Source organism: Mycobacterium sp. NGS33 (assembly GCF_059812885.1).
In genome coordinates this window covers 56,904-80,399 of record NZ_JCALDN010000020.1, presented here as the reverse complement: position 1 = coordinate 80,399, position 23,496 = coordinate 56,904, and the positions used below count along the sequence as shown (strand labels likewise).

At 64.2% G+C, this 23,496-nt stretch carries 16 protein-coding genes; 8 read left to right on the top strand and 8 right to left on the bottom strand.

Annotation, left to right across the window (positions count from 1 at the left end; all coding sequences use genetic code 11):
• Positions 1–1,172: 1,172 nt before the first annotated feature.
• The 6 genes from AC5Y5B_RS22195 to AC5Y5B_RS22170 all read left to right on the top strand — a co-directional run bounded on the left by AC5Y5B_RS22195 (position 1,173) and on the right by AC5Y5B_RS22170 (position 7,471).
• Positions 1,173–2,000: a helix-turn-helix transcriptional regulator gene (locus tag AC5Y5B_RS22195; RefSeq protein WP_112635686.1), complete on the top strand. Its 828-nt coding sequence runs from the start codon at positions 1,173–1,175 to the stop codon at positions 1,998–2,000.
• Between the two features lie 291 nt (positions 2,001–2,291).
• The gene (locus AC5Y5B_RS22190; protein WP_112635684.1) at positions 2,292–2,954 is read left to right on the top strand and encodes a class I SAM-dependent methyltransferase; all 663 of its coding nucleotides are present in this window, start codon (positions 2,292–2,294) and stop codon (positions 2,952–2,954) included.
• 218 nt (positions 2,955–3,172) lie between these two features.
• Positions 3,173–3,880: an alpha/beta fold hydrolase gene (locus tag AC5Y5B_RS22185; RefSeq protein WP_346427308.1), complete on the top strand. Its 708-nt coding sequence runs from the start codon at positions 3,173–3,175 to the stop codon at positions 3,878–3,880.
• Between the two features lie 74 nt (positions 3,881–3,954).
• Positions 3,955–5,373, top strand: coding sequence for an FAD-dependent oxidoreductase (locus tag AC5Y5B_RS22180; RefSeq protein ID WP_500006583.1), 1,419 nt, complete (start codon positions 3,955–3,957; stop codon positions 5,371–5,373).
• Between the two features lie 39 nt (positions 5,374–5,412).
• On the top strand, positions 5,413–5,919 hold the full coding sequence (locus tag AC5Y5B_RS22175) for a cupin domain-containing protein (RefSeq protein ID WP_112635680.1): 507 nt from the start codon (positions 5,413–5,415) through the stop codon (positions 5,917–5,919).
• Positions 5,906–7,471 carry a GMC family oxidoreductase gene (locus AC5Y5B_RS22170; protein ID WP_500006578.1) on the top strand — a complete coding sequence of 522 codons (1,566 nt, stop codon included), beginning with the start codon at positions 5,906–5,908 and terminating at the stop codon, positions 7,469–7,471. Before AC5Y5B_RS22175 ends, AC5Y5B_RS22170 begins: the two co-directional genes overlap by 14 nt.
• A gap of 511 nt (positions 7,472–7,982) precedes the next feature.
• Here the strand turns inward: AC5Y5B_RS22170 and mdlC are convergent.
• The gene (mdlC, locus tag AC5Y5B_RS22165; RefSeq protein WP_500006576.1) at positions 7,983–9,584 is read right to left on the bottom strand and encodes a benzoylformate decarboxylase; all 1,602 of its coding nucleotides are present in this window, start codon (positions 9,582–9,584) and stop codon (positions 7,983–7,985) included.
• A 276-nt stretch (positions 9,585–9,860) separates the two neighbouring features.
• Between mdlC and AC5Y5B_RS22160 the strand changes: the two genes are divergently transcribed.
• Positions 9,861–11,348, top strand: a complete 1,488-nt coding sequence (locus AC5Y5B_RS22160; protein ID WP_500006574.1) for a LuxR C-terminal-related transcriptional regulator — start codon at positions 9,861–9,863, stop codon at positions 11,346–11,348.
• Between the two features lie 948 nt (positions 11,349–12,296).
• Positions 12,297–12,746 (top strand): universal stress protein, encoded by a 450-nt coding sequence (locus AC5Y5B_RS22155; RefSeq protein WP_112633266.1) that lies wholly within the window; start codon positions 12,297–12,299, stop codon positions 12,744–12,746.
• A gap of 80 nt (positions 12,747–12,826) precedes the next feature.
• Here AC5Y5B_RS22155 and AC5Y5B_RS22150 read toward each other — a convergent pair whose 3' ends face one another.
• The 7 genes from AC5Y5B_RS22150 to AC5Y5B_RS22120 form a co-directional block, all read right to left on the bottom strand.
• Entirely contained in the window at positions 12,827–13,906 is a 1,080-nt protein-coding gene (locus tag AC5Y5B_RS22150) for a GGDEF domain-containing protein (RefSeq protein WP_500006572.1), read from the bottom strand.
• Between the two features lie 177 nt (positions 13,907–14,083).
• Positions 14,084–14,557: a hemerythrin domain-containing protein gene (locus AC5Y5B_RS22145; RefSeq protein WP_500006570.1), complete on the bottom strand. Its 474-nt coding sequence runs from the start codon at positions 14,555–14,557 to the stop codon at positions 14,084–14,086.
• A gap of 349 nt (positions 14,558–14,906) precedes the next feature.
• Entirely contained in the window at positions 14,907–16,280 is a 1,374-nt protein-coding gene (locus tag AC5Y5B_RS22140; protein ID WP_500006568.1) for a PPE family protein, read from the bottom strand.
• Between the two features lie 835 nt (positions 16,281–17,115).
• Positions 17,116–18,369 carry an Rv1490 family membrane protein gene (locus AC5Y5B_RS22135; RefSeq protein WP_500006586.1) on the bottom strand — a complete coding sequence of 418 codons (1,254 nt, stop codon included), beginning with the start codon at positions 18,367–18,369 and terminating at the stop codon, positions 17,116–17,118.
• A complete protein-coding gene (locus AC5Y5B_RS22130) occupies positions 18,369–19,712 on the bottom strand; it encodes a hypothetical protein (protein ID WP_500006566.1) in 1,344 nt (447 codons plus the stop codon). Before AC5Y5B_RS22130 ends, AC5Y5B_RS22135 begins: the two co-directional genes overlap by 1 nt.
• On the bottom strand, positions 19,712–21,358 hold the full coding sequence (locus AC5Y5B_RS22125) for an ABC transporter permease (protein WP_500006563.1): 1,647 nt from the start codon (positions 21,356–21,358) through the stop codon (positions 19,712–19,714). The genes AC5Y5B_RS22130 and AC5Y5B_RS22125 overlap by 1 nt, the downstream gene beginning before the upstream one ends.
• A gap of 36 nt (positions 21,359–21,394) precedes the next feature.
• Positions 21,395–22,786: a condensation domain-containing protein gene (locus AC5Y5B_RS22120; protein ID WP_500006561.1), complete on the bottom strand. Its 1,392-nt coding sequence runs from the start codon at positions 22,784–22,786 to the stop codon at positions 21,395–21,397.
• Positions 22,787–23,496: the final 710 nt, after the last annotated feature.

Here is a 23,496-nt window from a genome sequence, read left to right as displayed (position 1 = left end):
AACCCGCACAACATCGTCACGAAACTCCTTGGGATACGGCCGTGCCATGGTGACATCCTTCCAGCCTGCCCACGCCGGGCAAGCCATCTCAGTTGTCACCTACTCGTGCAGCAGACCCATCAGACAGGACGAATCGATAACTGCTGTGGAGAGAAGTCTGGCACTACCAGCGTCATTCGAATCGGCCCAGCACATTGCCGCCGCGAAGAGTCTGCGCTATCCGCACGGCATTTCAACGAAAGCCTGTCAGCTATGACGACGCCGTCACAGCCCCACACATCTGCAGACTGTGAAGCCGCACAACGCGATCCCCGCAGGAGGCTATCGCTATTGAACATGTTGTATCGGTTAAGATTTCGGTCAGCATACCGCGGGAATGACTACGGCTACCTCGTGCAAGAAACCATGATGAAGGCCTACGTCGTATTGGGATCGTGCTCTGGTCGAGCCGTCGCCCGCGGCAGGATCAACCGGCGGAAGAAGCACTGACCTTAAATCGGAGGCGCTAGGAGGGCAACGCAGGCCAGATCCGCTGCCGTTGAGCGCTATTGGCACACTTGCATATCGACGACTACCCGTTCCGCTCATCGGAAGTGGTCACTGTGGCCCTGTGGTGCGGGGCGTCGAGATCATCTTGACGCTTCAGGAAGCAGCCGATAAACGCGAAGGGACGACTCATCATACTGTTCCGGCCAGGTCACGTTCTGTGGGATGAACGGCCGGGTTCGCCTTGCCGATCCGATCCGGCCAACCGGAAGCTCGCAGACGTAAAAATGCTGTGACAGGACGACGACTTTAAGGCAGCGCTCGTGTGCATCGAGCCGTCCCGCGAATCGGAACCGCTGCGATGGTTTACCTCGCGAGAGTCTATGCAACGCAGACTATTGTCCTGCTCTGCTGCCTCCGGCGTGGACAGTGCGCGGATGATTCGCTAGTAGCCGACAGCCGATTGCGAATGAGAGTGCCCTGCGCCTGGACCCATCAGCGCCGTACAGGTCTGTTCCACATCCGCCCGGCCGCGGCCGATCAAGATCCGATGGGCGCTGCGGGCGCCGCGACCGCCTGGCGATCCATTTCCGGGGCAGGCGCCAGCGCTGGTGAAGGGAGGCGCAGCATTGTTGCTTTGCCTGGTACTGGGGAGGGGCCCTTCGTGGCGGCGCTATTGTTTTCTCATGCCTGATCGTGAACCGCTGGCGGCGTTTCTTCGGGCCCGTCGAGAACGGTTGAAGCCTGCTGATGTCGGCCTTGCCGACAGCGGGCGTCGCCGGGTGGCGGGTTTGCGTCGTGAGGAAGTTGCGATGCTTGCGGGCATAAGCGCCGACTACTATCTGCGGCTTGAGCAAGGCCGAACGACTCAGCCCTCTGATCAGGTACTCGCGGCTTTGGCCCGCGCGCTACAACTCGATGATGACGCGGCCGAGTACATGCGCAACTTGGCTCGGCCTGCTCTACCACGCCGTTCCGGTTCGGCCGCGTCGGTTGAGAAAGTTGATCTCGGCCTGCGGACATTGATCGACAATTGGCAATTGATTCCCGCATATGTGCAGGACCGGCACATGAACGTTTTAGCGGCCAATTCGATGGCCCAAGCGCTGTTGCCTTATTTCGCACCGGGATTCAACCAGCTGCGGACGGCGTTTTTGGACTCGGACTTTCCCGCTTGGGTGCGCAACTGGGACGAGGTAACCGAGATGCTCGTGTCATGGCTTCGGTTCAACTTCGCCGAAGACCGCTCAAACGACCCCGAACTGGTATCGCTCATCAACGAGCTCAGCGACGCTAGCCCACGGTTTCGCCGCTTGTGGGCGCGCCAAGAGGTCAAGCAAAAGACGAGCGGGCCAGCTCCGTTCTACCACCCCAGAGTTGGGCCGCTCACGCTGTGTTACCGAGTATTCATGCTGCCCGACATGAGGCAGACGATGATTGCCTACTACGCCGAACCTGGCACGCGTTCGGAGGAAAGCTTGCGTCTGCTCTCCAGTCTCGTGCATTCGGGGTAGCCGGTCACCCGGCTCCGTGCGTTGTCATCCGCACCGCTAATGGGGATGCGGCCCTTTGGGTTGTGGGTCGAGCGCAGCCATAGGAGTGGTTGCGTCACTCACTGAAGTTTGGTTCACAGACCGGTGGACGTATGGCGTTGTCTCAGCGCGGCTTCAGTGGCTTCGTGGGGAACCTGTGATTGCCAATACCAGGAAAAGACCGCTCTGGCTACCGGTCGCGTGCCGCGCCAGCATCGGGTGGTGAGGATTCGTCGCCTGGCCAGCGGGCAGCGGTGCGCATAGGAGGATTCGATGGCAGAACTGATGGATTGGGACGACGCCTACAACGAGAACGGGATCTTCAGTGGCCTGCCGCCGTGGGGCATCGGTCGACCGCAACCACAGATCGCCGACCTCATCAGTCAAGGGAGGTTTCGCAGCGATGTGCTCGACGCCGGCTGCGGCTACGGTGACACTTCGCTTGTTTTGGCGGCGTTGGGCTACACCGTCGTCGGAATCGACCGAAGCGTGATTGCGATAGACGCGGCAGTCGAGGAGCGCCGCCGCCGACGGCTGCCCAACGCAACGTTCGTGTCGTCCGACATCACGTCCGTTACTGGTTACGAAGATCGGTTCGCGACCGTCGTCGACAGCGCGCTGTTTCATGCACTTCCGGTAACGAAGCGCGACGACTACTTGAATTCGATACGCCGGGCGTCCGCGCCTGGCGCCTCGCTGTACATCCTGACATTCACCCAGGCGGCGTTCCCCGAAGATCCCGGATATCCGATTCCCAACGTAGTCACGAGAGACGAACTGGGCGACGCAGTAGGCAGGCATTGGACCATCGATGAGATCCGGCCGGCGTTCATTCACGCCTATGCGCCACAAACCCGTTCAAGCCCCAGGTTCGATTTGGACGCCGACGGATACGAAAAGTTGCCGGCGTTGCTACTCACCGCCCACCGGCCTTGACGAAACAAAGCGGTGGCGACCTCTAAACCCCATGATCGCAATGATCATCAGCGTAGGTCTCGGCCGAAACCATCACCCGCAACAACGAATTCGCGTCTCGGACGACGGGCGCCGCTGATGCCCGAGCAGCCCCCTCCGCGCCGGCGGCAGCGACTTGGAAATCAGCCAGCCGGATAGGGATAACTACTTCGCAGCTGCACGACTCTCTAGGAGATAACGTGAGACCTGTCCCGACATACGTGCTCATCCCGGGCGGCTGGCATGCAGCCTGGTGTTGGTGGCCAGTGGCCAAGCGGCTTCGCGCTGCGGGCCATCGCTCGATCGCATTGACTCTGCCGGGTCTCAACGACGGTGAGGATCCGTCGGGTTATCGGCTCACCGACGCGGTGGACTACGTCGTCAGCCAAGTACGCGGGCTCGAACTTGACGTCATCCTGGTTGCGCACAGTTGGGGCGGCTATCCCGCCACGGGCGCGGCTGCACTCCTCGCGGAACAAGTCAGCAAGGTCATTTACTTCAACGCGCTAGTGCCGGTGTGCGGCAAGTCGCTGGTTGACGATCACCCACCCGCCGGCCGCGACTTACTGCTGCATTTGATCAACGATTCGCCTGATGGCGCGATTGCGCCGACTCTGGCCTACGTTGAAGAGCTGTTCATGCAGGACACCGCGCCGATACTGCAGCGGATGGTGGCCGATCTCCTGACACCGCAGCCCGGCGGTTACTTCCTAGATGCTTTGCATGTCGATCCCGCAGCTCTGACTGTGCCTACCGCCTACATCGCCAGCGAAAACGATTGCGCACCCCAATGGTCGGCGGCGGAATTTGCGTCCCGACTCGGCGTCGAACCCGTCTACGTTCCAGGAACCCATCTGAGCATGCTGACCCACCCAGACGAAGTGGCCGAAGCAATCATGGCCGCCTGAATGCTTGCGGCTCAGGGACTGACAGTGAGTCGACCACCAGCCGTTCGAAAATCGCGAGAGCCTAGGAGGGGCCGATGACACACGCGGATCGGAACACCGCCGTCGTCTTGGGGGCAAGTATGGGCGGCCTGCTGGCCGCACGAGTCCTGGCCGACTTCTACCAGCGGGTCACCGTGGTGGAACGTGACGTCCTGCCCGACGTTCCGGTAAACCGGCGTGGCGTGCCGCAGGGACGACATCCGCACGCGCTGTTGGGCAGGGCCGTGGAAATAATCGGCAACCTGTTTCCCGGGATATTCGATCAGCTGACAGCCGATGGCGCCATTAGGTGGGACGACGGCGACATGTCGAGATTCTGGTCGAAGTTCGCGGGCCATCTAATGGTGCGCTCGTCAATTCCCGACCCCGCATCGTTGACGGACTATCACCTGAGCCGACCGCTTCTCGAGCACGCGGTACGCCGTGCAGTGCGCACAATACCGAACATCGAGTTTCTTGAAGAGCACGACTTCGTGGGCTTAACAGCTGACACCGATCGTGCCCGTATCACCGGCGCGCGCGTCCAAAAGCGTGGTGGCACAGACGAAACCGTGATCGCCGCGGATCTCGTTGTCGACGCGACCGGGCGGGGGTCCCGCGCACCGGTATTCCTGGAAGAACTCGGATACCGCCGGCCCCGGGAAGACGAGATCGAGGTACGAATCGCATACGCCACTGTGGCCGTGCGTATTCCGCGCGGAACGCTGCACGAACTCGTGGTGACCAACTATCCCATTTCGTCCCGCCCGACGATGTTTGCCATGTTCGCCTGCGAGAACGATATGTATCTGGTGCTCGGCGGCGGTGTCGGCGGCCAAGATCCGCCGGCTGACGTGACCGAATTGCTCGACCTCGCCGCCACACTTGCTCCTTCCCACATCACCGCAGCCCTGCAGTCGGCTGAGATCCTTGGCGACCTCGCGCAGTATCGAATTCCGTCCAACCGGTGGCGACGCTATGACAAGCTGGCCCGACTGCCAGCGGGGTTACTCGTGTTCGCGGACGCAATCTGTTCGTTCAACCCCATTTACGGTCAAGGCATGACCGTCGCCGCCCTCGAAGCCGAGGTGCTACGTGACTGTCTGCGCCGAGGAGACCGTAACCTGCCGGGACGGTTCTACGGCAAGTCGTCCAAAAAGATTCGCGTGGCTTGGCGCACGGCGGTCGGCTCAGATCTGATGCTCCCGCAGGTCCCCGGCAGACGGCCGCTGTCCGTTCGCGTCATGAACTCCTACATGGACCGGGTTCTCACCGCAGCCGAGACGGATTCGCTTGTAGCGCAGCAATTCTTCCGGGTGGTGCAGATGCTGGACGGCCCCTCAGCGCTGATCCGCCCGCACATAGTTGGCTGCATCGCCAAGGCAAGCATGACGCGGAAGCGCTGTCTTCAGCCGGTCGACCGGATCGGGCAACCACGCCAGTGCGGCACGCTCGGCACCGCCTGGCCCAAATAGCAAGTAATAGAACCAAATAGCAGTAACAGAAAGGAAGACATGGGAGCGTTGGAGGTTTTTGGACCCATCGTCGAGTTCCTGACGCCGGAAGACGACGAGCAGGTATGCGTCATGCGCGCGGTCATCCCCGCCGGGGCGACGGTGCCGCTGCACAGCCACGACGATTTTGAGCATTTCTACATCCTGGCCGGCGCGCACCAAATCCTGGTCCAAGGCGACCGCGCCCCGCAATGGCACGACGCCTGCGCCGGGGATTATGTCCGGTTGCCGGGCGACGTTCCACACGCCATTCGCAACGCCTTGGAAGAACCCGCCGTCGTCCTGATAGTAACCACGCCACGCATGGGCACGTTCTTCCGCGAAGTCGGGCGGCCCGCGGGTTCCCCGCCACCGACTGCCCACGAGGTCGGTCGCTTCCACGAGATAGCGGAACGTTACGGGTACCTGCTGGCAACACCGGAACAAAACGCAGCGGTCGGCATCACGCTGCCCGCCTCATCGCGTGACGAGCCCCCCGAGCTGGAGAACACGCATGCTGCTATCTGAGATTGCGCCACACTACGACTTTGTGGTGTGCGGGTCAGGCTCATCGGGATCAGTGGTGGCAGGGCGACTCGCCGAAGACCCGGATGTCACCGTGCTCTTGCTGGAGGCCGGCGGTACCGACGACGTCCCGGCCGTCCAAAATCCCTTGCAATGGCCGCTCAACCTAGGTAGCGAGCGCGACTGGGGGTTCGTCTCGGAGCCGAATGCTCACCTCAACGGGAGATCGATCTCGCACTCCATGGGCAAAGTGCTCGGTGGGGGGTCCAGCATCAACGTGATGGCATGGGCACGCGGGCACCGCAGCGACTGGGACTACTTTGCCGCCGAGGCGGGCGACGAATCCTGGGGGTATGAGTCGGTGCTTGAAATCTATCGTCGGATCGAAGACTGGCACGGGCCCGCCGACCCCGACCGCGGTGTCGGCGGCCCGCTGTTCAACGCACCCGCGCGCGAACCCAATCCGCTTGCCGCGGCGATCGTTGAGGGCGCACGCTCGGTGGGAATCCCTAGCTACCCAAGCAACAACAGCGCCATGATGGTGGCCGAGGGCGGTGCCTCTCTCATTGATCTCCGACTACGCAATGAGATGCGGCAGTCGACGTTTCGCGGCTACGTCTATCCGCTTCTACAACGGTCGAACCTTTCAGTTCTCACCGGTGCGACGGTGACACGACTGCTCTTTAAGGACAAGCGGGTGACCGCAGTGGAGTTCTACTGCGGTGGGACGAATTACAACGTTTCCGCGATGAGCGAGGTGGTCATTTCCCTTGGTGCGATCAACACGCCAAAAGTACTTATGCAGTCAGGCATCGGCGACGCTGATGAGCTGCGCCGCTTCGCCATACCCGTTGTGTCCCACCTTCCCGGCGTGGGACGAAACTTTCAAGACCACCCGCGTATCGACTGCGTATGGGAGTACCGCGAGCCGCTCGAGCCGCACAACAACGGGGCAGAAGTGATGGTCCTTTCCAAAAGCGACCTTGTACTCGAGGCTCCCGATCTGCAGATATGCGTTGCGGAATTGCCCTTGTCCAGCGCAGAAAATATCGCCGTCTATGGACTACCGGAGCACGGTTGGACGGCGTGTGCTGGCGTGCTCCGACCAAAGAGCCGCGGGCGGGTCCGCCTAACCGGACCGGATCCGGCCCACCCGGTGGCGATCGAGGACAACAGGTTGGCGCACGAAGAGGACTTCAAGGCCGCGCTCGCCGCCGTTAAGCTGTGCCGCGAAGTCGGTAACTCGGTTCCGGTGCAACGCTTCAACAAACGCGAGGTGATGCCCGGCGATCTGGCCAACCATGAGCTTGAGCGGTTCATCCGCGACGGGACTGAAACCTACTGGCATCAATCCTGCACGGCGAAAATGGGACGAGACGCCATGTCGGTGGTGGATGCAAATCTTAGAGTCTATGGGGTAGAGGGCCTTCGGATCGCCGACGGCTCGATTATGCCGCGCATCACGACCGGCAACACGATGGCTCCCTGCGTAGTCATTGGAGAGCGTGCAAGCGACATTCTCAAAGCCGAGCACGGGCTAACCCGGACCGGCTGAGCACAGTCCTGGGCGCGCCCGCGGCCGCAACCCCGCATGCGCTCGCCACGGTGTCGAGCACACAATAGCAGCGAGATCGCTTGCCGATGTTACTGGTTGTAAGCGCTGAACATGCTCTTGGACAACGTGTTTCATCTAACGTGGTGTAGCGCGGAGGGGCGCTTGTCAGCTTCTGCACTGAACTGCGCACTTCCTAGTTGCTCTCACGTGACGCATTGGTCTTCATGCTGACACGGCCGCGCCGATCCAGAGCTTGGCGAAGCGGCCCACATTCGACGTCTGAAGAAAGGACACGAATTTGAGAAAGATGGCAGATGACATCACTTGAGATAGTCGGAAGCGCCGCAGTTCAGAGCAACCGCGGTATGACACGGAGTTTGAGAACCTACATTCGCCCGGTATCTACGGCAGCGCCAGGAGGTTTCCGCAACATGATCGCCCAAAATGAGCTGAAAGCTCGGACACCCTAGCTGAGGCCGTTGACCCGTACTTGGCGAATGGCCGGCGGAAATTAACTCGCTACCGGTGTCGTGCGCGCGTTGATCAGGGTCGGCCGGGACCGATCGGCGATACCGCTTTTCACCAATTCAGTGACCGCATCGGTAGTGTGCGCCTCGTGGGCGTCCACGCCGTAGCTGGCGGCGGTTGCCACGACGTCGAGCCCGGGTAGGTCGAGTCCCGGAACACCCGGCGTCTTCTCCCACACGCCGAATTCTTTGACCACCCCGTACTCGGCGTTGGAGGCCACTACGATCGTGAGCGGAATCTGGTATTCCGCCGCCGTCCACAGCGCGGTGATCGCGTACTGCATTGAGCCATCACCCATTAACGCCACGACGGGACGATCTGGGGCGGCCAGTTGAGCGCCGACGGCGGCGGGCAGTCCAAAGCCGAGTCCACCGCCAGCTGCGGACAAGTGCGAGAGCGGGCGATGCGGTCGAATGCTGTTCGTAATGGCGATCTCGTTGCTGCCGGCTTCGCTGACCCATAGCGTTTGCGGGGGTGCGGCTCGCCCGACCGCCGACCACAATGCCTCTGGCTTGAGCGGTACCTCTTGGTATTCGGCGGTAGGGATCGGGGCGCGCGGTGCGGGGGTGGATCGCTGGCTCGGTTGCGCGGCCGCGAGCAATGCATCCGCCGCGCTGGCCAGGTCGGCGACGATCGCCTCTCCGACCGGGGCCCGGGCGGCTTCGTCGGGATCGTTGGTGATGTGAATCAGGCTCGCGCCTTCGGGGAGGTAGGGTCCCGGCACTTGTGGGTAGTACCGGAAGACCGGGGCGCCGATTACCAGCACCAGATCGTGGCCGGCCAGAATCTGGGAGATCCACCCTGCGCCGGGCGGCAAGATGCCTTGATACAGCGGGTGATCCTCGGGAAATCCGCTCCACCCGGTCAACGGCGCGGTCCATACGGCCGCCTGCGTGCGTTCGGCCAAGCCGACCACGGCGTCCCACGCGCCGTAGCGCTCGACGTCGCCGCCGACTACCAACACGGGCGATTTCGCGGACTCCAATCGGCCGCTGATCTGCTCGGCGAGTTCGGCGGGGAAACCCGCCGCGTGCGTTACCGAGCGGTCGCGCAGTGCGGCGATATCGGCGGACTGCGCGCCGTCGAGTTCGATCGGCATGTCGTCCATCGGCAGCGAAACGAACACCGGACCCATCGGCGGGGTCGTCGCCAGGTGGATCGCACGGGCGAGAACCGCGGGAGCCTCGCTGGCGATTGCGGGTTCGGCTGCCCATTTCACGAACGGTTTGGGCACGGTGGTGGGTTCGTTGTTGGTGAGCAGGCAGTACTGGTTCTGCATTGTCCGGCGCTGGTTTCCCGCGGTGACGATCAGCGGGGTTTTGTTGACGAATGCGTTGTAGAGCTGGCCTTGTGCGTTGCCCATTCCCGGGGCGGTGTGCAGATTCACCAGTGCGGGCCGACCTGTGACTTGCGCATATGCGTCGGCCATCCCGACCGGCACCATCTCCTGCAGTCCGAGCAGGTAGCGAAAATCGTCTGGAAAGTCTTGCAGGAGAGCCAATTCCGAGGAGCCAGGGTTGCCGAACCAGGTGGTTAGCTGGTGGGCGCGGAGCAAGTCGAGGATCGCGTTGCGGACGGTGGTCATGGTTCCTCCAAATCGCCTGGGCCCAACCGGCGCGACGGTGTGGCCGCGACCACCTGGCCCCTCTAGATCATGAGCGCCACGCCTGGACTCGGAATCCTCAAGACCTGGTAGTCCGCTGACAATTGACAGCCGGGCCGGGTGGCCGGGTCGGAGATACAATTTCGGGATGATTTACGCCCGGAACTGGGACGGGCGCGAAGTCATTGGGCGCGGTCTTTTCGCCCCGCCCAGCGGCCGCGCCGGTTTGCGGCCGTCACCTTGTCGACGAGCACGCCGATGAACTCTGCGCAGAATGCATCACTGGTCGGGCGTGGCGGTGCCTTACCCTCCGTCCTGCGCGGCGAGATGATGTTCACGTCCAACTGCGGCAGCGATGCCGCCGCTGCATTGCTAGAACTAGCCGACGAGCACGCAGCGAGTGCTCCCCAGCTGACGCGCGAGCTGTACCTTGAGGCAGTATCGGCGGCCCTTTTCGCGGGCCGAATCTACCGCGGCAACGGCATCGCCGAGGTGGCGATGGCCGCCAAGGCCGCACCCCCGGCGCAGGTGCCACCGCGTCCGTCGGATCTCTTGCTGGACGGATTGACGACCCTGATCGTGGAAGGCCCGCGCGCCGGGGTGGGGCTGATTCGACGGGCAGTAGACGGTTTTTGTCGCGCGGATGAGTCAGGCTCCGGCGACGGGACGCGATGGCTGTGGCTTGCGTGCCACGCCGCCATCATCGCTTGGGATCATCGGGCCTGGCACCTCCTGCCCGCTCGGCAGGCAACGCTCGCCAGGCTGGCCGAGGACCGGCGCGTGCTGCCCGTGGCGCTGCACTCGCTGGCGGCGGCGCTGACGTGGAGTGGTGACTTTGGCGCGTCGCGGGAACTGATCGCGGAGGCCGACGCGATCACGACCGCGATCGCAACGACGGTATTCCCCTACGCGGCGCTCCCGCTCGCCGCGTGGCGAGGTGACCAGCGCGAGACGGAGCGGCTGATGGAGGCCGGCGCGCACTACGCGGTTGCGCGGGGTGAGGGAATGGGTTTGGCCTCAATCGGTTTGGCGACCGCCCTGCTGTGCAATGGGCTCAGGCATTACGAGCAGGCCCTCGTTGCGGCCCGACAAGGCATCGAACATCCACAAGAGCTGTGGACGAACTTTTTCCTGCCCGAATTAATTGAAGCGGCAACACGTTGTGGGCAGCACGGCGAGGCGACCGACGCCCTCGAATTGCTGGCCGAGTGCGCGATTCCTGCCGGGACTGACTGGGCCCTAGGAACTTACGCATACTCGCGGGCACTAGTCAGCAGCGATGAGTCCGCTGAACGGCTGTATCGCGAGGCGATCGAGCGCTTGAACCGCACCAATTTGCGCCCGGCGATCGCCCGGGCGCGGCTCGTCTATGGAGAATGGCTGCGCCGGCAACGACGGCCCCTCGATGCCCGAGCGCATCTGCGCCCGGCGTTCGAGATGTTTACCGGTATCGGCATGGCGGCCTACGCCGAGCGGGCTCGACTCGAGATCGAGGCCACCGGTGAGCACGTTCGCGAAAAGCCTTCTTTATCAACGGGATCTTGCCTCACTCTGCGGGAGGCCCAGATTGCCACACTGGCCGCAGGCGGGGCCACGAATGCCGAAATCGGCGCGCAGCTGTTTATCAGTGCCAACACAGTCGCGTACCACCTGCGCAAGGTATTCGCCAAACTCGACGTCACCGCACGACGCCAACTCGCCGTCGCGCTGACACCAATCCAGCCCGAGCAGCCACGACGCCGCTGATGCGCTCCAACGTCCATGGCCTACTAACGGACGGCGAGCGTTGCCGACGTGTCCGTGCTGGCGGTCAGGCGATGATTCCGGCTTGACGAACGGCGGTGTGCCGCTCGGCACGGCCCCAGTTGTGACAGTACGTCGATGGTGTGCTGACCGAGGGTGGGCTGTCGTGACGGGCGGGAGTGCCGTCGAATTGACTGGGGTGGCGTGGAATTCGGTTGCAACCCTGATAGTTCGGCGCTGGCAAGTCGGCGACAAAGATGAATAAGGCAACAATCGGGCCGGTCGGGATCTTCCGTCCCGAGCCGAAATTCGTGTTCGCTGTCCGTTCATGTGGGCGGCGCGATGCATCGTTGTGACCAGCTCGGTGACACAGCGAAACAAGCTGACGTGTTCCATGGGGATCGGGTAGACGCATGACCTTCTTTAACCGCCAGCGTTTTTCATCACCCCGATGTCCTCACGCACCATTCCTGAACAACCCTTGAAATCGGTTGCAACAACCACGCTCACAATGTGCCAAGGCCGGTCCAATACCGAATCAGTCGCGCGGCGACACCTTCCGGGCATCACTACCGGCGTAGCGGCGTATCCGTGCGTCGGTGCCGACAGCCCCTTTCCGCAGCAACTGTCGACGTCAGCAAGGGGAGATCCGTGCAAGCGGCGCTTGCCTCCGAAGCTGCCGTGGGGTAGTAGTGATGAACACGAGCACAGGTGCTGGGAGTTTGGTGAGGAAACCCAGCTGCGCGGGCGAGACAAGTCGACGCGGCTCGCTCTTCGCCGGGAGGCATCGATGTCACATGTATGAAAAGCCAACGCCAGCCCCATGCGGCGAAACCGAAACCGCCAAACCAACCTGGTGTAGAGAACCAATGAGACGAGTCGAATGCCAGCCGTGGCTCGCCGGCCAGCAGCTTGTATGTACTTGGAACACTTGACATTTAGGAGGGACAGATGACCGACTATCAACTTGTGGTTGTCGGAACCGACGGGTCGGACACATCGCTGCGCGCGGTCGATCGTGCCGCCGCGATCGCGGCCAAGTCGAATGCAAAGCTGATTATCGCCACGGCGTACATGCGTGAGGACGACTACCAAACTGGCGAACCGGATCAGCCCCAGGGCGAGGATTACAAGACCGAAGGCGCCGCGCCGGTCTACGACATGCTTCATCAAGCAAGTGATCGTGCTAGAAAAGCCGGCGTTAAGGACATTGAGGAACGGTCGATCGCCGGGGCACCGGTGGACGTGCTCGTCGATCTGGTCGAAGAAACAAAGGCCGACTTGCTCGTCGTGGGAAATGTGGGCGTCAACTCAATCGCCGGGCGTCTGCTCGGGTCAGTTCCACGCGCTGTGAAGCGACGCGCGAAAACCGAAGTGCTGGTGGTCGATACGACCGATTGAGGGGTCGTCGGACGCGCAACGATCATCCTGTGGCGCGCCGCGCGATGGTGTCTGCGCCGCACAGCGCTCAGCTCCGGATTTCAGGATATCCACTGTTGGTCGGAACTCCGAACCTGGTTTCCCCCAGCGCGTTTCGCTTCGTACATCGCGGAATCGGCGGCTTCTACCAGGCTTTCGACGATCTGCCTGTGATGGCTATCGATGCGCGTGGACAAACTGATGCTGCTGACACCCAAACTGGCTGTCACCTGCCAGGGGGTAGCGGTGATGGCCAGTCGCATCGCCTCGGCGGTCTGCAGTGCTTCCTGCATTCCGATGCTTTCGGCAACGAGGAATTCTTCTCCGCCGACCCTGGCGATCACGGTCTTGCCGTCGCGGATTCTGCGGAGGTTGTCGGCGACGGCCACCAAGATGCGGTCGCCGGTCGCGTGACCGTAGGTGTCGTTTATGCGCTTGAAATTGTCGAGATCGATCATCAAAACGCTCAGGCACCGCGGGCCCTCACCCAGGCTCAACAGCCTTGGCGCTGCCCTATAAAACCCGCGGCGGTTGCGCAACCCGGTGAGCGGATCGGTCGAAGACTTCAAGGCGTCGACCGAAAGCCAATGCACGAGTACCTGTCCGCAGAACGGTACCGCCAGAATTCCCGCGCTCAGTACCAGCCACTTGGCCGCCGCCATCGAGGCATCACCGTCGATCGCGACGCGGGCGGCGCACAGCGCTGCAGTGCTTAAGGCCGTACCGACGGTGAAAACCAACAGGCGCGCAGAATGAAAGAACGCGACGTAACCCGCGAGGCCACCGAAAGCCGCGCACCCCAGCAGGCCGCTGCGCGGATCCTTCTCGATCACGCAGGCCGCCGCGATACCCAATGTCCCCGCTACCGACAAGATCTGAGATTGAACTCGGGTCGGCCAGCGCAGCAGGTAGATCAGCGCTATGCCTCCGAAGCTGACGATGATCGCAACCGTCGCAGCACGCTGTGCCGACGTTTGTGGACCCGACGGGCTGCTGAGCATGAGCATCGTCGCCGCGACCAAGGTGGTCAGGATGACAACTAGTAAGGAGCGAGCAAACGGCTGGAGCCGACGTGCGGCCAGGTAATCCGACAACCAGTCATAGTGGTCGGGTTGACGCCACCACACGCTGATCCAATGCATTTAGCGACGCCTCTCGCCCTCGGTGACATGAAACAACGGCGCGGCCGACCGTGCGTCGTATGTTACTTTCCAGTAGTTGAAATGCAGGGCTCTTTCCAATTTCAACGCTTGATCTCCGACCGCCCCCACGCCATCGACGAAGTCCCCACGACTGCTGCGAGATCACTGTGTTGAAACTCAACCCTTCGCCTCCTGACACTTCCACCCCTCGGGCAGGCGGCCGGTGGCGACGAACCTGGCCAGCTCCGCGTTCGTTGACGCCGGTAATTCGTAGTTGGCATGCAGATAGATGGCCGGCTCCTCGTTGAAACTGTGCGTGTGAAGCTGATCGAGCAGCTGATTGCACGCGGCCTTTCGCTGCGGACTGTCTTCCGGATCGGTGAGCAGCTCGGCGAGGCTTTCCATCGTTGCCCATAGCTGGCCGTGTTCGCGCAGCATGCCAACGATCGGCATGACTATGCCGGCGCCCCGGATGGGCGGGAAAAGAAAGAGCTCCTCGAGATAGATGTGCCGGCGCAGCGCCTCCAGCGTCGCCGCCATCAGCTCGGTCTGCATGCTGCCGGCCTCGAGCTGCTTAATGAAAAGACTTATCGCGGAATCAATTTCGCGATGTTGCCGCATCAGTGCGGCAGATATCACGTGGCGGCTCAAGTGGATGGTCCATGCGCGGACAGCCCCTGATGTATTCCCTCGCTGATTTGCTGCCTCGAAGCCGGACCATCGGTCGGGGCGGTCCGGCTGCAGTTGCAGCTGATGCCGCCAAAGGGGTTGGGGGCATCACCACCGGAGTTTGGATCGGCGCCCGCCGGCGTCGCCACCGACGCGCCGAACATCACGACCAACGCGGCACACATCGCAGCTTTGACAGTGAGAGCCAACGGCTTTCGGGCCGGCGGCCGGCGCCATCCTGACCGGTGTGGTGTGGGTACGGCCATCGGGGTCTCCTTTGCAGTCGAAACGCTTGTGCACCCTTGGACGTCGCGACGAGTGATTCGGTGCATCACCCGGCCACCGGCGAATGCGGAATCAGCGAGACGCGCATGCCGATGCGCTGAACCGCTCCCTCCGATTCGCGCCCGACCATGGCGCCCAATGGCAGCTTGGACACCGCAGTGCCGGGCGACGCCCCGGGCGCGACGGCCCACCCGCCCGGCGCGGCACCGCCGTTGAGCGCCGGCAGCGGGGCGACCGACGAGACCGTCGTCGCCCAACTGGGGGGCACCGACAAGGTGCTCAGCGCGCTGGCTTGACCCACGCTCGCCGAGGCGCCCTGACCCAGCCCCGCCAGCGGCTCGAGGCCGCCCAAACCGGCCGCGGCGCCCACCCCGCCCACGCCGGCTATGCCCTGGGCGCCCTCGGCCCCCAAGATGGAACCGGCGCCCGCTTCGTCCAGCGCCAAGCCTTGGTAATCCAGATCTAGGCCGTAGAGGTCGATGCCGATCCCACCGCCGTCGGCGATCAGACCGGCGCCGTCGGCGCCGTACCCGGCGGCCTCGGAGGCCAGGCCGGCCGTTGCCCCGTCCGCCGCGGGCGCGGCGGCGAGCGCGGAGGCCAGTCCCGAGGCCGCGCCCGCACCGGTGCTTGCGCTCTTCGTCGCGCCCTTGCCCGAGGCGCCGGTCAAACCCGACAGTGAACTGAGCGGCGCGGAGGCTCCCGACGACCCGAGCGACGCGCCCGTGCCCATCGCCGCCTGCGACAGACCGGTGCTCGAGGAGGAACCGGGGGTGGAAAGGCCTTGTAGGGTCTGGGGCACCGCCGAGGCCCACTGCGTCGTCATGGACTGTGCACTACTTCCGGATTGGGCTGCGGCGTGGGTAACGGCGCCGACGTGGCCGGCGAGGCCGGCCGGATTGGTGGTTTGCGGCGGCACCACCACCGGCGAAAGCCTCGACGCGGCGGCCGAATTGGCAGCGTAGGTGTACATCGCGGCGGCATCCTGTGCCCACATCTCGCTGTACTCGGCCTCGGTCGCCATGATGGCCGGCGTGTTCTGCCCGAAGATGTTGGTCTGGATCAACGCCAACAGCCGGACGCGGTTGGCCGCGATCAGCGGAGGCGGGACCGTCATCGCGTAAGCCGTTTCGAATGCCGCCGCGGCGGCCGTGGCCTGCGCCGCGGTTTGCCCACATTGCTTGGCGGTGGCCGTCATCCACGCCATGTACGGCATCGCCGCGGCGGCCATCGACATCGACGCCGGCCCCGACCAGGACTCGCCGGTGAGGCCGGCGATGACGGCGTAGTAGCTGCTAGCGCCGTCCGTCAGCTCGGCGGCCAGCGACTCCCATCCCGCGGCGGCGGCCAGCAAGCTGGCGGGCCCGGGTCCCAGATACATCCGACCGGAGTTGATCTCTGGTGGCAATGCGCCAAAATCCATGTCTATCCCTAATTTCTTTGCTTGCCTGGCTGACGTGTGCGACGTCGCGCGCGACATCAAGTCAGCGCAGGCGTGTTGTGGATGAATGAAATTGCCATGGCAACGCGCAAACGCTGCGTGGCTAGGTACGACACCGAGGGTTCGCAGCCTGACCTCGGAATTCGGTCGAACTGGCGCACCGGTTGGGGCCGAATTCGAGCTCGACAGCGAACATCGCGTCGATCGTGGGCCGTCCGCGACATGCGGAGCACGTAGGCGGAACTACTGGCGGCTTAAGGCTTAACCAGCCGCAACGGCGTTGCCCGCGAAAAACTGCCGTCTGTGATCAGCAGCGGGCGACGCAGAATCGAATCAACAGATTCTGGTCAACGCATGTCTCGGCCGGCGCGCGAGCGGGTGCATCGACCCGTTGCTGAGACCGCACGATCCCGACCATCGGGGGCGCCGCGGATGCGGGCGAGCGGGGCGTGGAAAGCGCGATGGGGGTTGACCGATTGCGCTTTAGCCCACCGCTTTTGAACGCCTTGTCATCGTTCACGGTGGAAGCGGCGCTGAGGCGCCGAATGGGAACCGAGTCGTTGCTCAGCTGCGTCGGACCGGAAACAGGGCTGGTCGACGATGCCACGGCTGGTGGTTGCCATGGGCCGGTTGTGGTTGCGGCTCGCAAAGACCCGCACCCGAGCACAGCTGCGAGGAGGGCCAACACAGCAACGACGGCAGACGCAGACTGTGGTCGTGACCACCGTGAACGCAATGAAACTCCGAAACTCACAGTGCCACTTAGGCTACCAGCCGCGATGCCTCACCTGGCACGGAGGCATGCCTCCGGCGCCGGTCACATCATCCGCGGGCCGCCGAAACCCGGAACGGCGCCCACCGGGATCAGCGCGAACCCGATGACGAGCAGGATGAACATTCGCAACGTCTTTGGTGTGGGCGCCTGGTCGATCTCCGGTCGGCGCGCCGCGAAAAGAATGAACACGGTTGCCACGTCGAACGCCACGATGGTCAGCCACCGGGTCCAGTCGTAACCGGTGAGGAAGACAGGGATGACCAACACCACGCCGGCGATCACCCAGGCCATTCGGCTCCGCAGCGCCTCGACGAACCCGCGCAGCGGCACGCCCGAAACCGCGCTGACTCCCCACAGCGTCACCGCCAGCGCTCCCGCGCCGAACAGCAAAGAGACGGTGAGGCCCAGTATTCCGATGTGGCCGACGGCGCGGACGGCCTCCCAGATCCCGTTGTCGTAGTTCGGCAACACGTTGCGGCACACCCAGTCGTGATAGTCGGTCCTAGGGCTCTGCCCGTCGACGACGAAGCGGGTCAGCGTTTGCGGCGACGTGACCGTGGCGAAGGGGTTGGGTATCAGTCGGTGCGGTACGGCCGCACACAGTTGCGAGGCGATGTCGTGGCGGCCGAGTCCCGCGACGACGGCCGCGGCGATCACTCCCGGTGCCACGGCGACGAGCGCGCCGCGGCGCTGGGTGGCTTCCAGTGCGCCGCCGAGAACAATGATCGCCAGCACGGCTCCCAACGCGAACTGCAGCCCATTCGCCTCGTGCACGAGGGTCAGCACCGCGATCGCGGCGCCGTAGGCTGCGCAGCATCCCATCGCGATGGCCCGGGTACGTGTGACCGCCAAGGCCGAGCTGAACAGCGCCAGGGCCGCCGCTCCGAACAGATCCGGCCGGGCCGAGAACGCCGCGAACGGTATGCCGAAGGGCAGCAACGGAATCGCCATCGCCACCATGAGCCGGCGCTCCGAGCGATGGCGGCCGAACAGCACCACGCCTGCGACCGCCGCCAGCCCACACAGATAGGCCACCGTCGACAGCCACCGCAGGCCGAGCGAGGCCGCGAAATAATGCCCGGGGACCGAGTGAACCAATTCACCGGCGAGCCCGCGGCGGACGAAGCCGTGTCCGTAATCGGCGGCGTAGTAGGACATCCAGTACACGTCGAGGGGAACGACCTTGATCGCGCACCACAGCACGACCGCCGACCAGACCGCGACCGCGGCGCCGATGCCCACATACAGGAGGTGATGCCGCGCGCGCGGTTTCGCCTCAACCCCCAGCGCCACCATCACATGCGGCCCTCGTACACGGTGGTGGCCGACAGGCGCAGATCGGCCAGCGCACCACACGCGGCCTCGCGCGCAGCGAAGGTGCGCTCGGAACCGCTCTGGTACGCGACGACGGTGAGAAACCGGCTGCCGTTGACCGTTCCTGTGCCGCAGAACAATTGGCCGTGTGCCTGTTCGATGCGAGCCCGGGTGATGCCCTGCTCGGCGAGCCGCATGGAGACCTCGGATGCATCGGCACCGTCGATGCAGCTGACGGCGGCATCGAGGGCGCCGAGATTGGAACATCCCACCGGCAGTTGGCCAGACGACATGGCGATGCCTTCGGCGCGCCGGACCAGCCACCGCGGCGTGAACGGGATGAGAGGTAGCCCGGCGAGCATTTCGTTGGGCTGGTCTTGCAGGGCCGTCAGCGCTCTCTTGACGTCGGTGCGCACACCGGTCAGGTCGTCGACCACCGCTGTGCCGTCGACCGTCACCGTGATCGACGTCAGCGCGTTGGCGCGGTCGTCGTCTGCGGTGCGGTCGCTGACCGGAAGCACCACCGTCACACAGTTACCGTCGGGCAGCACTCTGCCCATCCGGTGCGCCAGGCGCGTGGCAAAGGCGATAAAGAGCGCGTTGCTGCTTCCATTGAGGCTGCGCGCTCGCGCTTCCCATGCCGCAGCGTCGGTTTGGATCGTCACCGACGGTGACGCGTTCGGGTCGTCGCCGGCGGCGGTGAGCGTTTCCGGGCTCCGCTTGCGCGGCGAGGCCGGTTGGTTCGACGACACCTTGAGCAAAATCAGCAGCGTCGCAATCAGTGCTCGGATCGCCGCCGGCAGGGCGATGACGGCATCGGCCAGGTCCTCGACCACCGCACGCCATCGGCCGCGTGAGTTCGGTTGTGTGTAACCGTGATTGCGTTGTTCTCCCTTGACCGCTTCGGCTATCGCCGTTGCCATGCCGAGCCCGTCGGCGACACAGTGCGAGGCCACCAGGGTGACCGCTGCGCCGCCGTCGTCCAGCGGCAGCACGGCGAGGTGAAACGTCGGGCCGTGCTCGGGGTCCACCCGCAGCTGGGCGCGCCTTTCGAGCCACGCGCCGATCTCGTGTCGAGGTTGCCGCGGTTCCCATGCGATGTCGGGGGAGCTGCCGTCGACCGCCCAGTGGTGACGTCCGAAAGGCAGCGGCGAGCGCTCGATCCGGCGGCCGAGCAGGCCGGCGCCGAGATTGTCGTTGAAGGCCCGCAATTCGTCGATGTTCACGTCGCGGTCGTAAACCCACGTGCATTGGACCGTGCTGCCTTGACCGGTGGCGCGCAGCCGAAGGAAAGCGGCCTGGTCCAACAGCGCCAGCCTGCTCACTAGCAGCCCGCCTCGGCCGCGGCGCGATACCCGCGCACCGCCGCCGGCGCGAACAGGGCGACCAGGACACCGCCCCACAGGGCCGCCTGCCACAGCGGCGACAGCACCGGCCCGCCCTCGGCGAGCGCGCGCATCGCCTCGATCGTCGGCGATATCGGTGAAAAACGCACCACCGGTTGCAGCCACCCCGGAAACACTTCGGCCGGCGCGACACCGGTGTTGAGGAACAACAGCACGACGCAACCCGCACCCAGCCACGTCACCATCGCCTTGCCGTCCGCGCGGGCGGCGATGGCGATGACCAACACCGCCATGCCCGCCGAAATCACTGCTGGCACCAGCACGAAGGCCAGCATCGCCATCCAGCCATAGCTGAATCGCAGACCCAACGCGATCCCGAAGACGGTGAGCACGACGGCGGACATGATGGTTCGGGCGGCCTCGGCGACCAGCCGTCCAGCCACGGTGCTGGCCCGATGCACCGGCTGCACCCACAACCTGGTCAGGACGCCGGACTCCCGCTCCGACGGCAAAGCCAAACCGGCGCCGAGGGTTCCGAACACGGCGCCGACCACCGCGCACATGGGTACCAGCCCGTACAGGCTGTCGTGCCCGGTGACGGCCAAGACGGACTTGCCGACCAGCAGCTTGTAGATGATGAGCAGAAACGTCGGAAACAACAAGGCCTGCACCGCGACGATCGGATCGCGCCGCCAGCGGCGCAGTAGCCGCCCCGCCTCCGATGCGCTTTGGCTGACGAAGGCCGTCAACGGTGTCAGGTACGGAATCCTTTGCCCCGCCTCGGCGTTGGCATTCGTCCGCGGCCGTTCGGCGGACACCTCACCCGCCGGCACGGGGTCCCGACGTGGCGTGCGCACGCTTCGAGCGGCGCCCGAAGTCCCTGCGCTGACCCGTCGCTGCATGCGCACCGCCAGCCCACCGAACAGCGTCAGCAATCCGAGACACCACCCCAACGTCACCGCCAGCTCCCAGCCGAGGACGCGACCGGTGGCAAGAGCGCGCAGCGCCTCGGTGACCTGTGACACCGGTTGGTAGCGAATGAACGGTCCCAGCCAGGTGGGGAACGAGTCCGCCGGAGCGATGCCGGTCGACAACAGGACCAGGACCAGTTGGGGGAGTAGCAGCAATTGGCTTGACGATTCGACCGAACCGACGCGGGAGCCCAGGGCGTCAGCGCCCAGGCACACCGCCATCGCGAACGCCACGACGATGACCACGAACAGAACCGCGACGCCCGCGCCGCCTTGCATCCGGAAGCCGAACGACCACCCGACCGCGAGGGAAGCGACCAGCGCGACGACCGCGCGTATGAAGCAATAGAGCATGCGTGCACCCAGGGGCACCGCCGCAGGAACCGGTAGGGTGCGAAGGCGGGACCCGAAGCCGGACAAGCGGTCTCGTGCGGCACGGTCGGCCGTGGTCATCGCCCCGAACAGCATCGCCTGCACGATGACCACCGGGAGGACGTATTGCGGATAGGTCATCGGGCCGGTGTGGATGATGCCGCCCAGCACCAGGGTGAAGCCCAGGAAGCAACCGACCGGAGCCAGCGCCGCGAACAGCAGGTCGGCATCGCGCCGGGAGCCCGACATTGTGCGCAAGGTGAGTGCCACGAGGGCACTCATCGCGAGACCTCCCGAGGCGACAGGACCGGGCGGGCGTCACCCATCGATACGCGGTCCGGCCTCGGAGACCCGGGTGAACTCGGCGCGCATCGTCTCGACGTAGCGCAAGATCGACCTGCGGGCGATGTCGGTGCCCGGGTAGGCGACCACCAACTGCGTCTTGTCGTGCATGCGGTTGACCCACATGCAGACCGTCTCCGACAGCCGGTTGTCACCCCAGACGCCGGCGCGCAGACCGTCGAAGTAGTCACCGAACGGCAGCTTGCGGATGTCGATGTAGGACAGCATCGGGACCGGGCGGTCCGGGACCTGGATGGGGTTCGAGGACGGGTCCGTCGACTCGAGCAGGTAGTAGTACGGCACCGCGCCCAGGGCCGTGTTGCCGTCGAACGATGCCTGGGCGGCGCTGACCACCTCATCGAATGACGCGCCAGCGGTCGGGATTGCCAGCGGGACGAAGCTGGCCAACCAACCGACCGCCGTCGCGTGTGCGGGATCGCGCCGGTTGTCGAACGGGGTCAGCCCGAAATATGTTGCGGCACCGGTCAACCGGTGCTCTGTCAGGGCGGCGCAGGCGAACACGCCGCCGCTGAAACGCGCCCCCGCGGCGCGGCACGCCGCTTCGAACCGCCGTCCCTGGTCGTCATCGATCAGGTCGAACACGTCGATCGCCCCCGGTGTATCCGCGTTCGACTCGCCCAGTTCCAGGGGAAATTTCGGGAGCGCCCCATTGTTTGCCGCGAGAAAAGCCCGCCACGACTGGATTTCGGGCGACTCATCGTTCAGGCCCCGGGTGTACGCGTGCTGATTCGCGCTGTATTCGCGATGGCTCGGGGCGGGCGGCAGCGGGCTCTGCGCCCGCTGCAACGCGGCGAAGTACATCGTTTGAATGTCGAGGAAGATCACGCCCGCCGACATGCCATCGGCCCGCAGGTGATCAACGGCGATATAGATGGTGAACCGGTCTTGAGCCTGGATGATCCCGAAGGTGAAGCAGTCCCATTGCAGCGGGTCGGGCGTGTCGAGAAGCAGTTTGCGGATCTGGGTCGGCGCCATCCTGCCGAGATCGGTTGGCTGCAAAGTGATGACTTCAGGGTCGGGAATGACATAGCGAAGGATCTCGTCATCGTCACCGAAGGCAAACCGGTCGTGGTAGGTGTCGTGTCGGCGCAGATGAGTATTGATGGCCTGCGTCATCGCGTCGATATCGCAGACACCGCTGATTTCCCAGGCCCCGATGCACAGCCGGGGGATATCCCGGCCACGACTGACCTGCCGACGGTAGTAGCGAAGATGCTGCGCCTGCTGGTAACTCACCGGGGCGGGATGGTATTGGGCTTCGGCCGCGCGCCGATAGGTCGCCGCGGTGGGGTACCAGGAGACGACGGTGCCCTCGGCTGTCCAGTCCTCAACTGTGCCCAAGAACATGCGCTACCTTTCGTCCGTCAGCTGGCGACGCCGGTCCGGATGACCTTAACGGCAACGCGGATGAATTGCTGAGTAAGTCGGTTGCCGACGCGGTCCAGTTCCGCAGGCCCGGCAAGTGCCATGGGGTGCGCTGCGTCGACCAGTGCGCACGTTTGCTTGGGTTTCCGGTGTTTTCAGCCGGTGCTACGCATATCGCCAACCAGCGCGGATAAATGACTCGCCGACCCTTCCGCGGCGCAATCATAAAATTCCCCTCTCGGGCCCGCAATCGCACAAGAAGTTCTGCCAACCGATCGTGTGCTCGTGTGAGGTAGTCGACACGCGGGGTCATTTAATTCGTGCATCGTTAACACGGAACTACTACTCGAACAAGCATTTATCTCGACGTGATGACCCCACCTGTCGAATCCCACCCACAGAGCCGGCGCAATCCTGGCGAGACCACACGGGACGCTTGCGGACCTGCCGAAACGGCGCCTCGGTTACCATATCGTGATGTACGGCCGTATTGGAATAGTGTCAGTGAAACATTTCTCGCACCGGAGATCCGGGCAAACAATCGAGCGATCCTCCAAAAGCGCCGCGCCACTGGGCCCTACGTCGCTACCGACGACAACTCCCGTACCGAAGTTCGCGAGAACCGTGACGCCCGCAGCAAACTGCGCGTCCGCCTAGTGGTCCTCGACCGGAGAGCGCAACCGACCAGAACC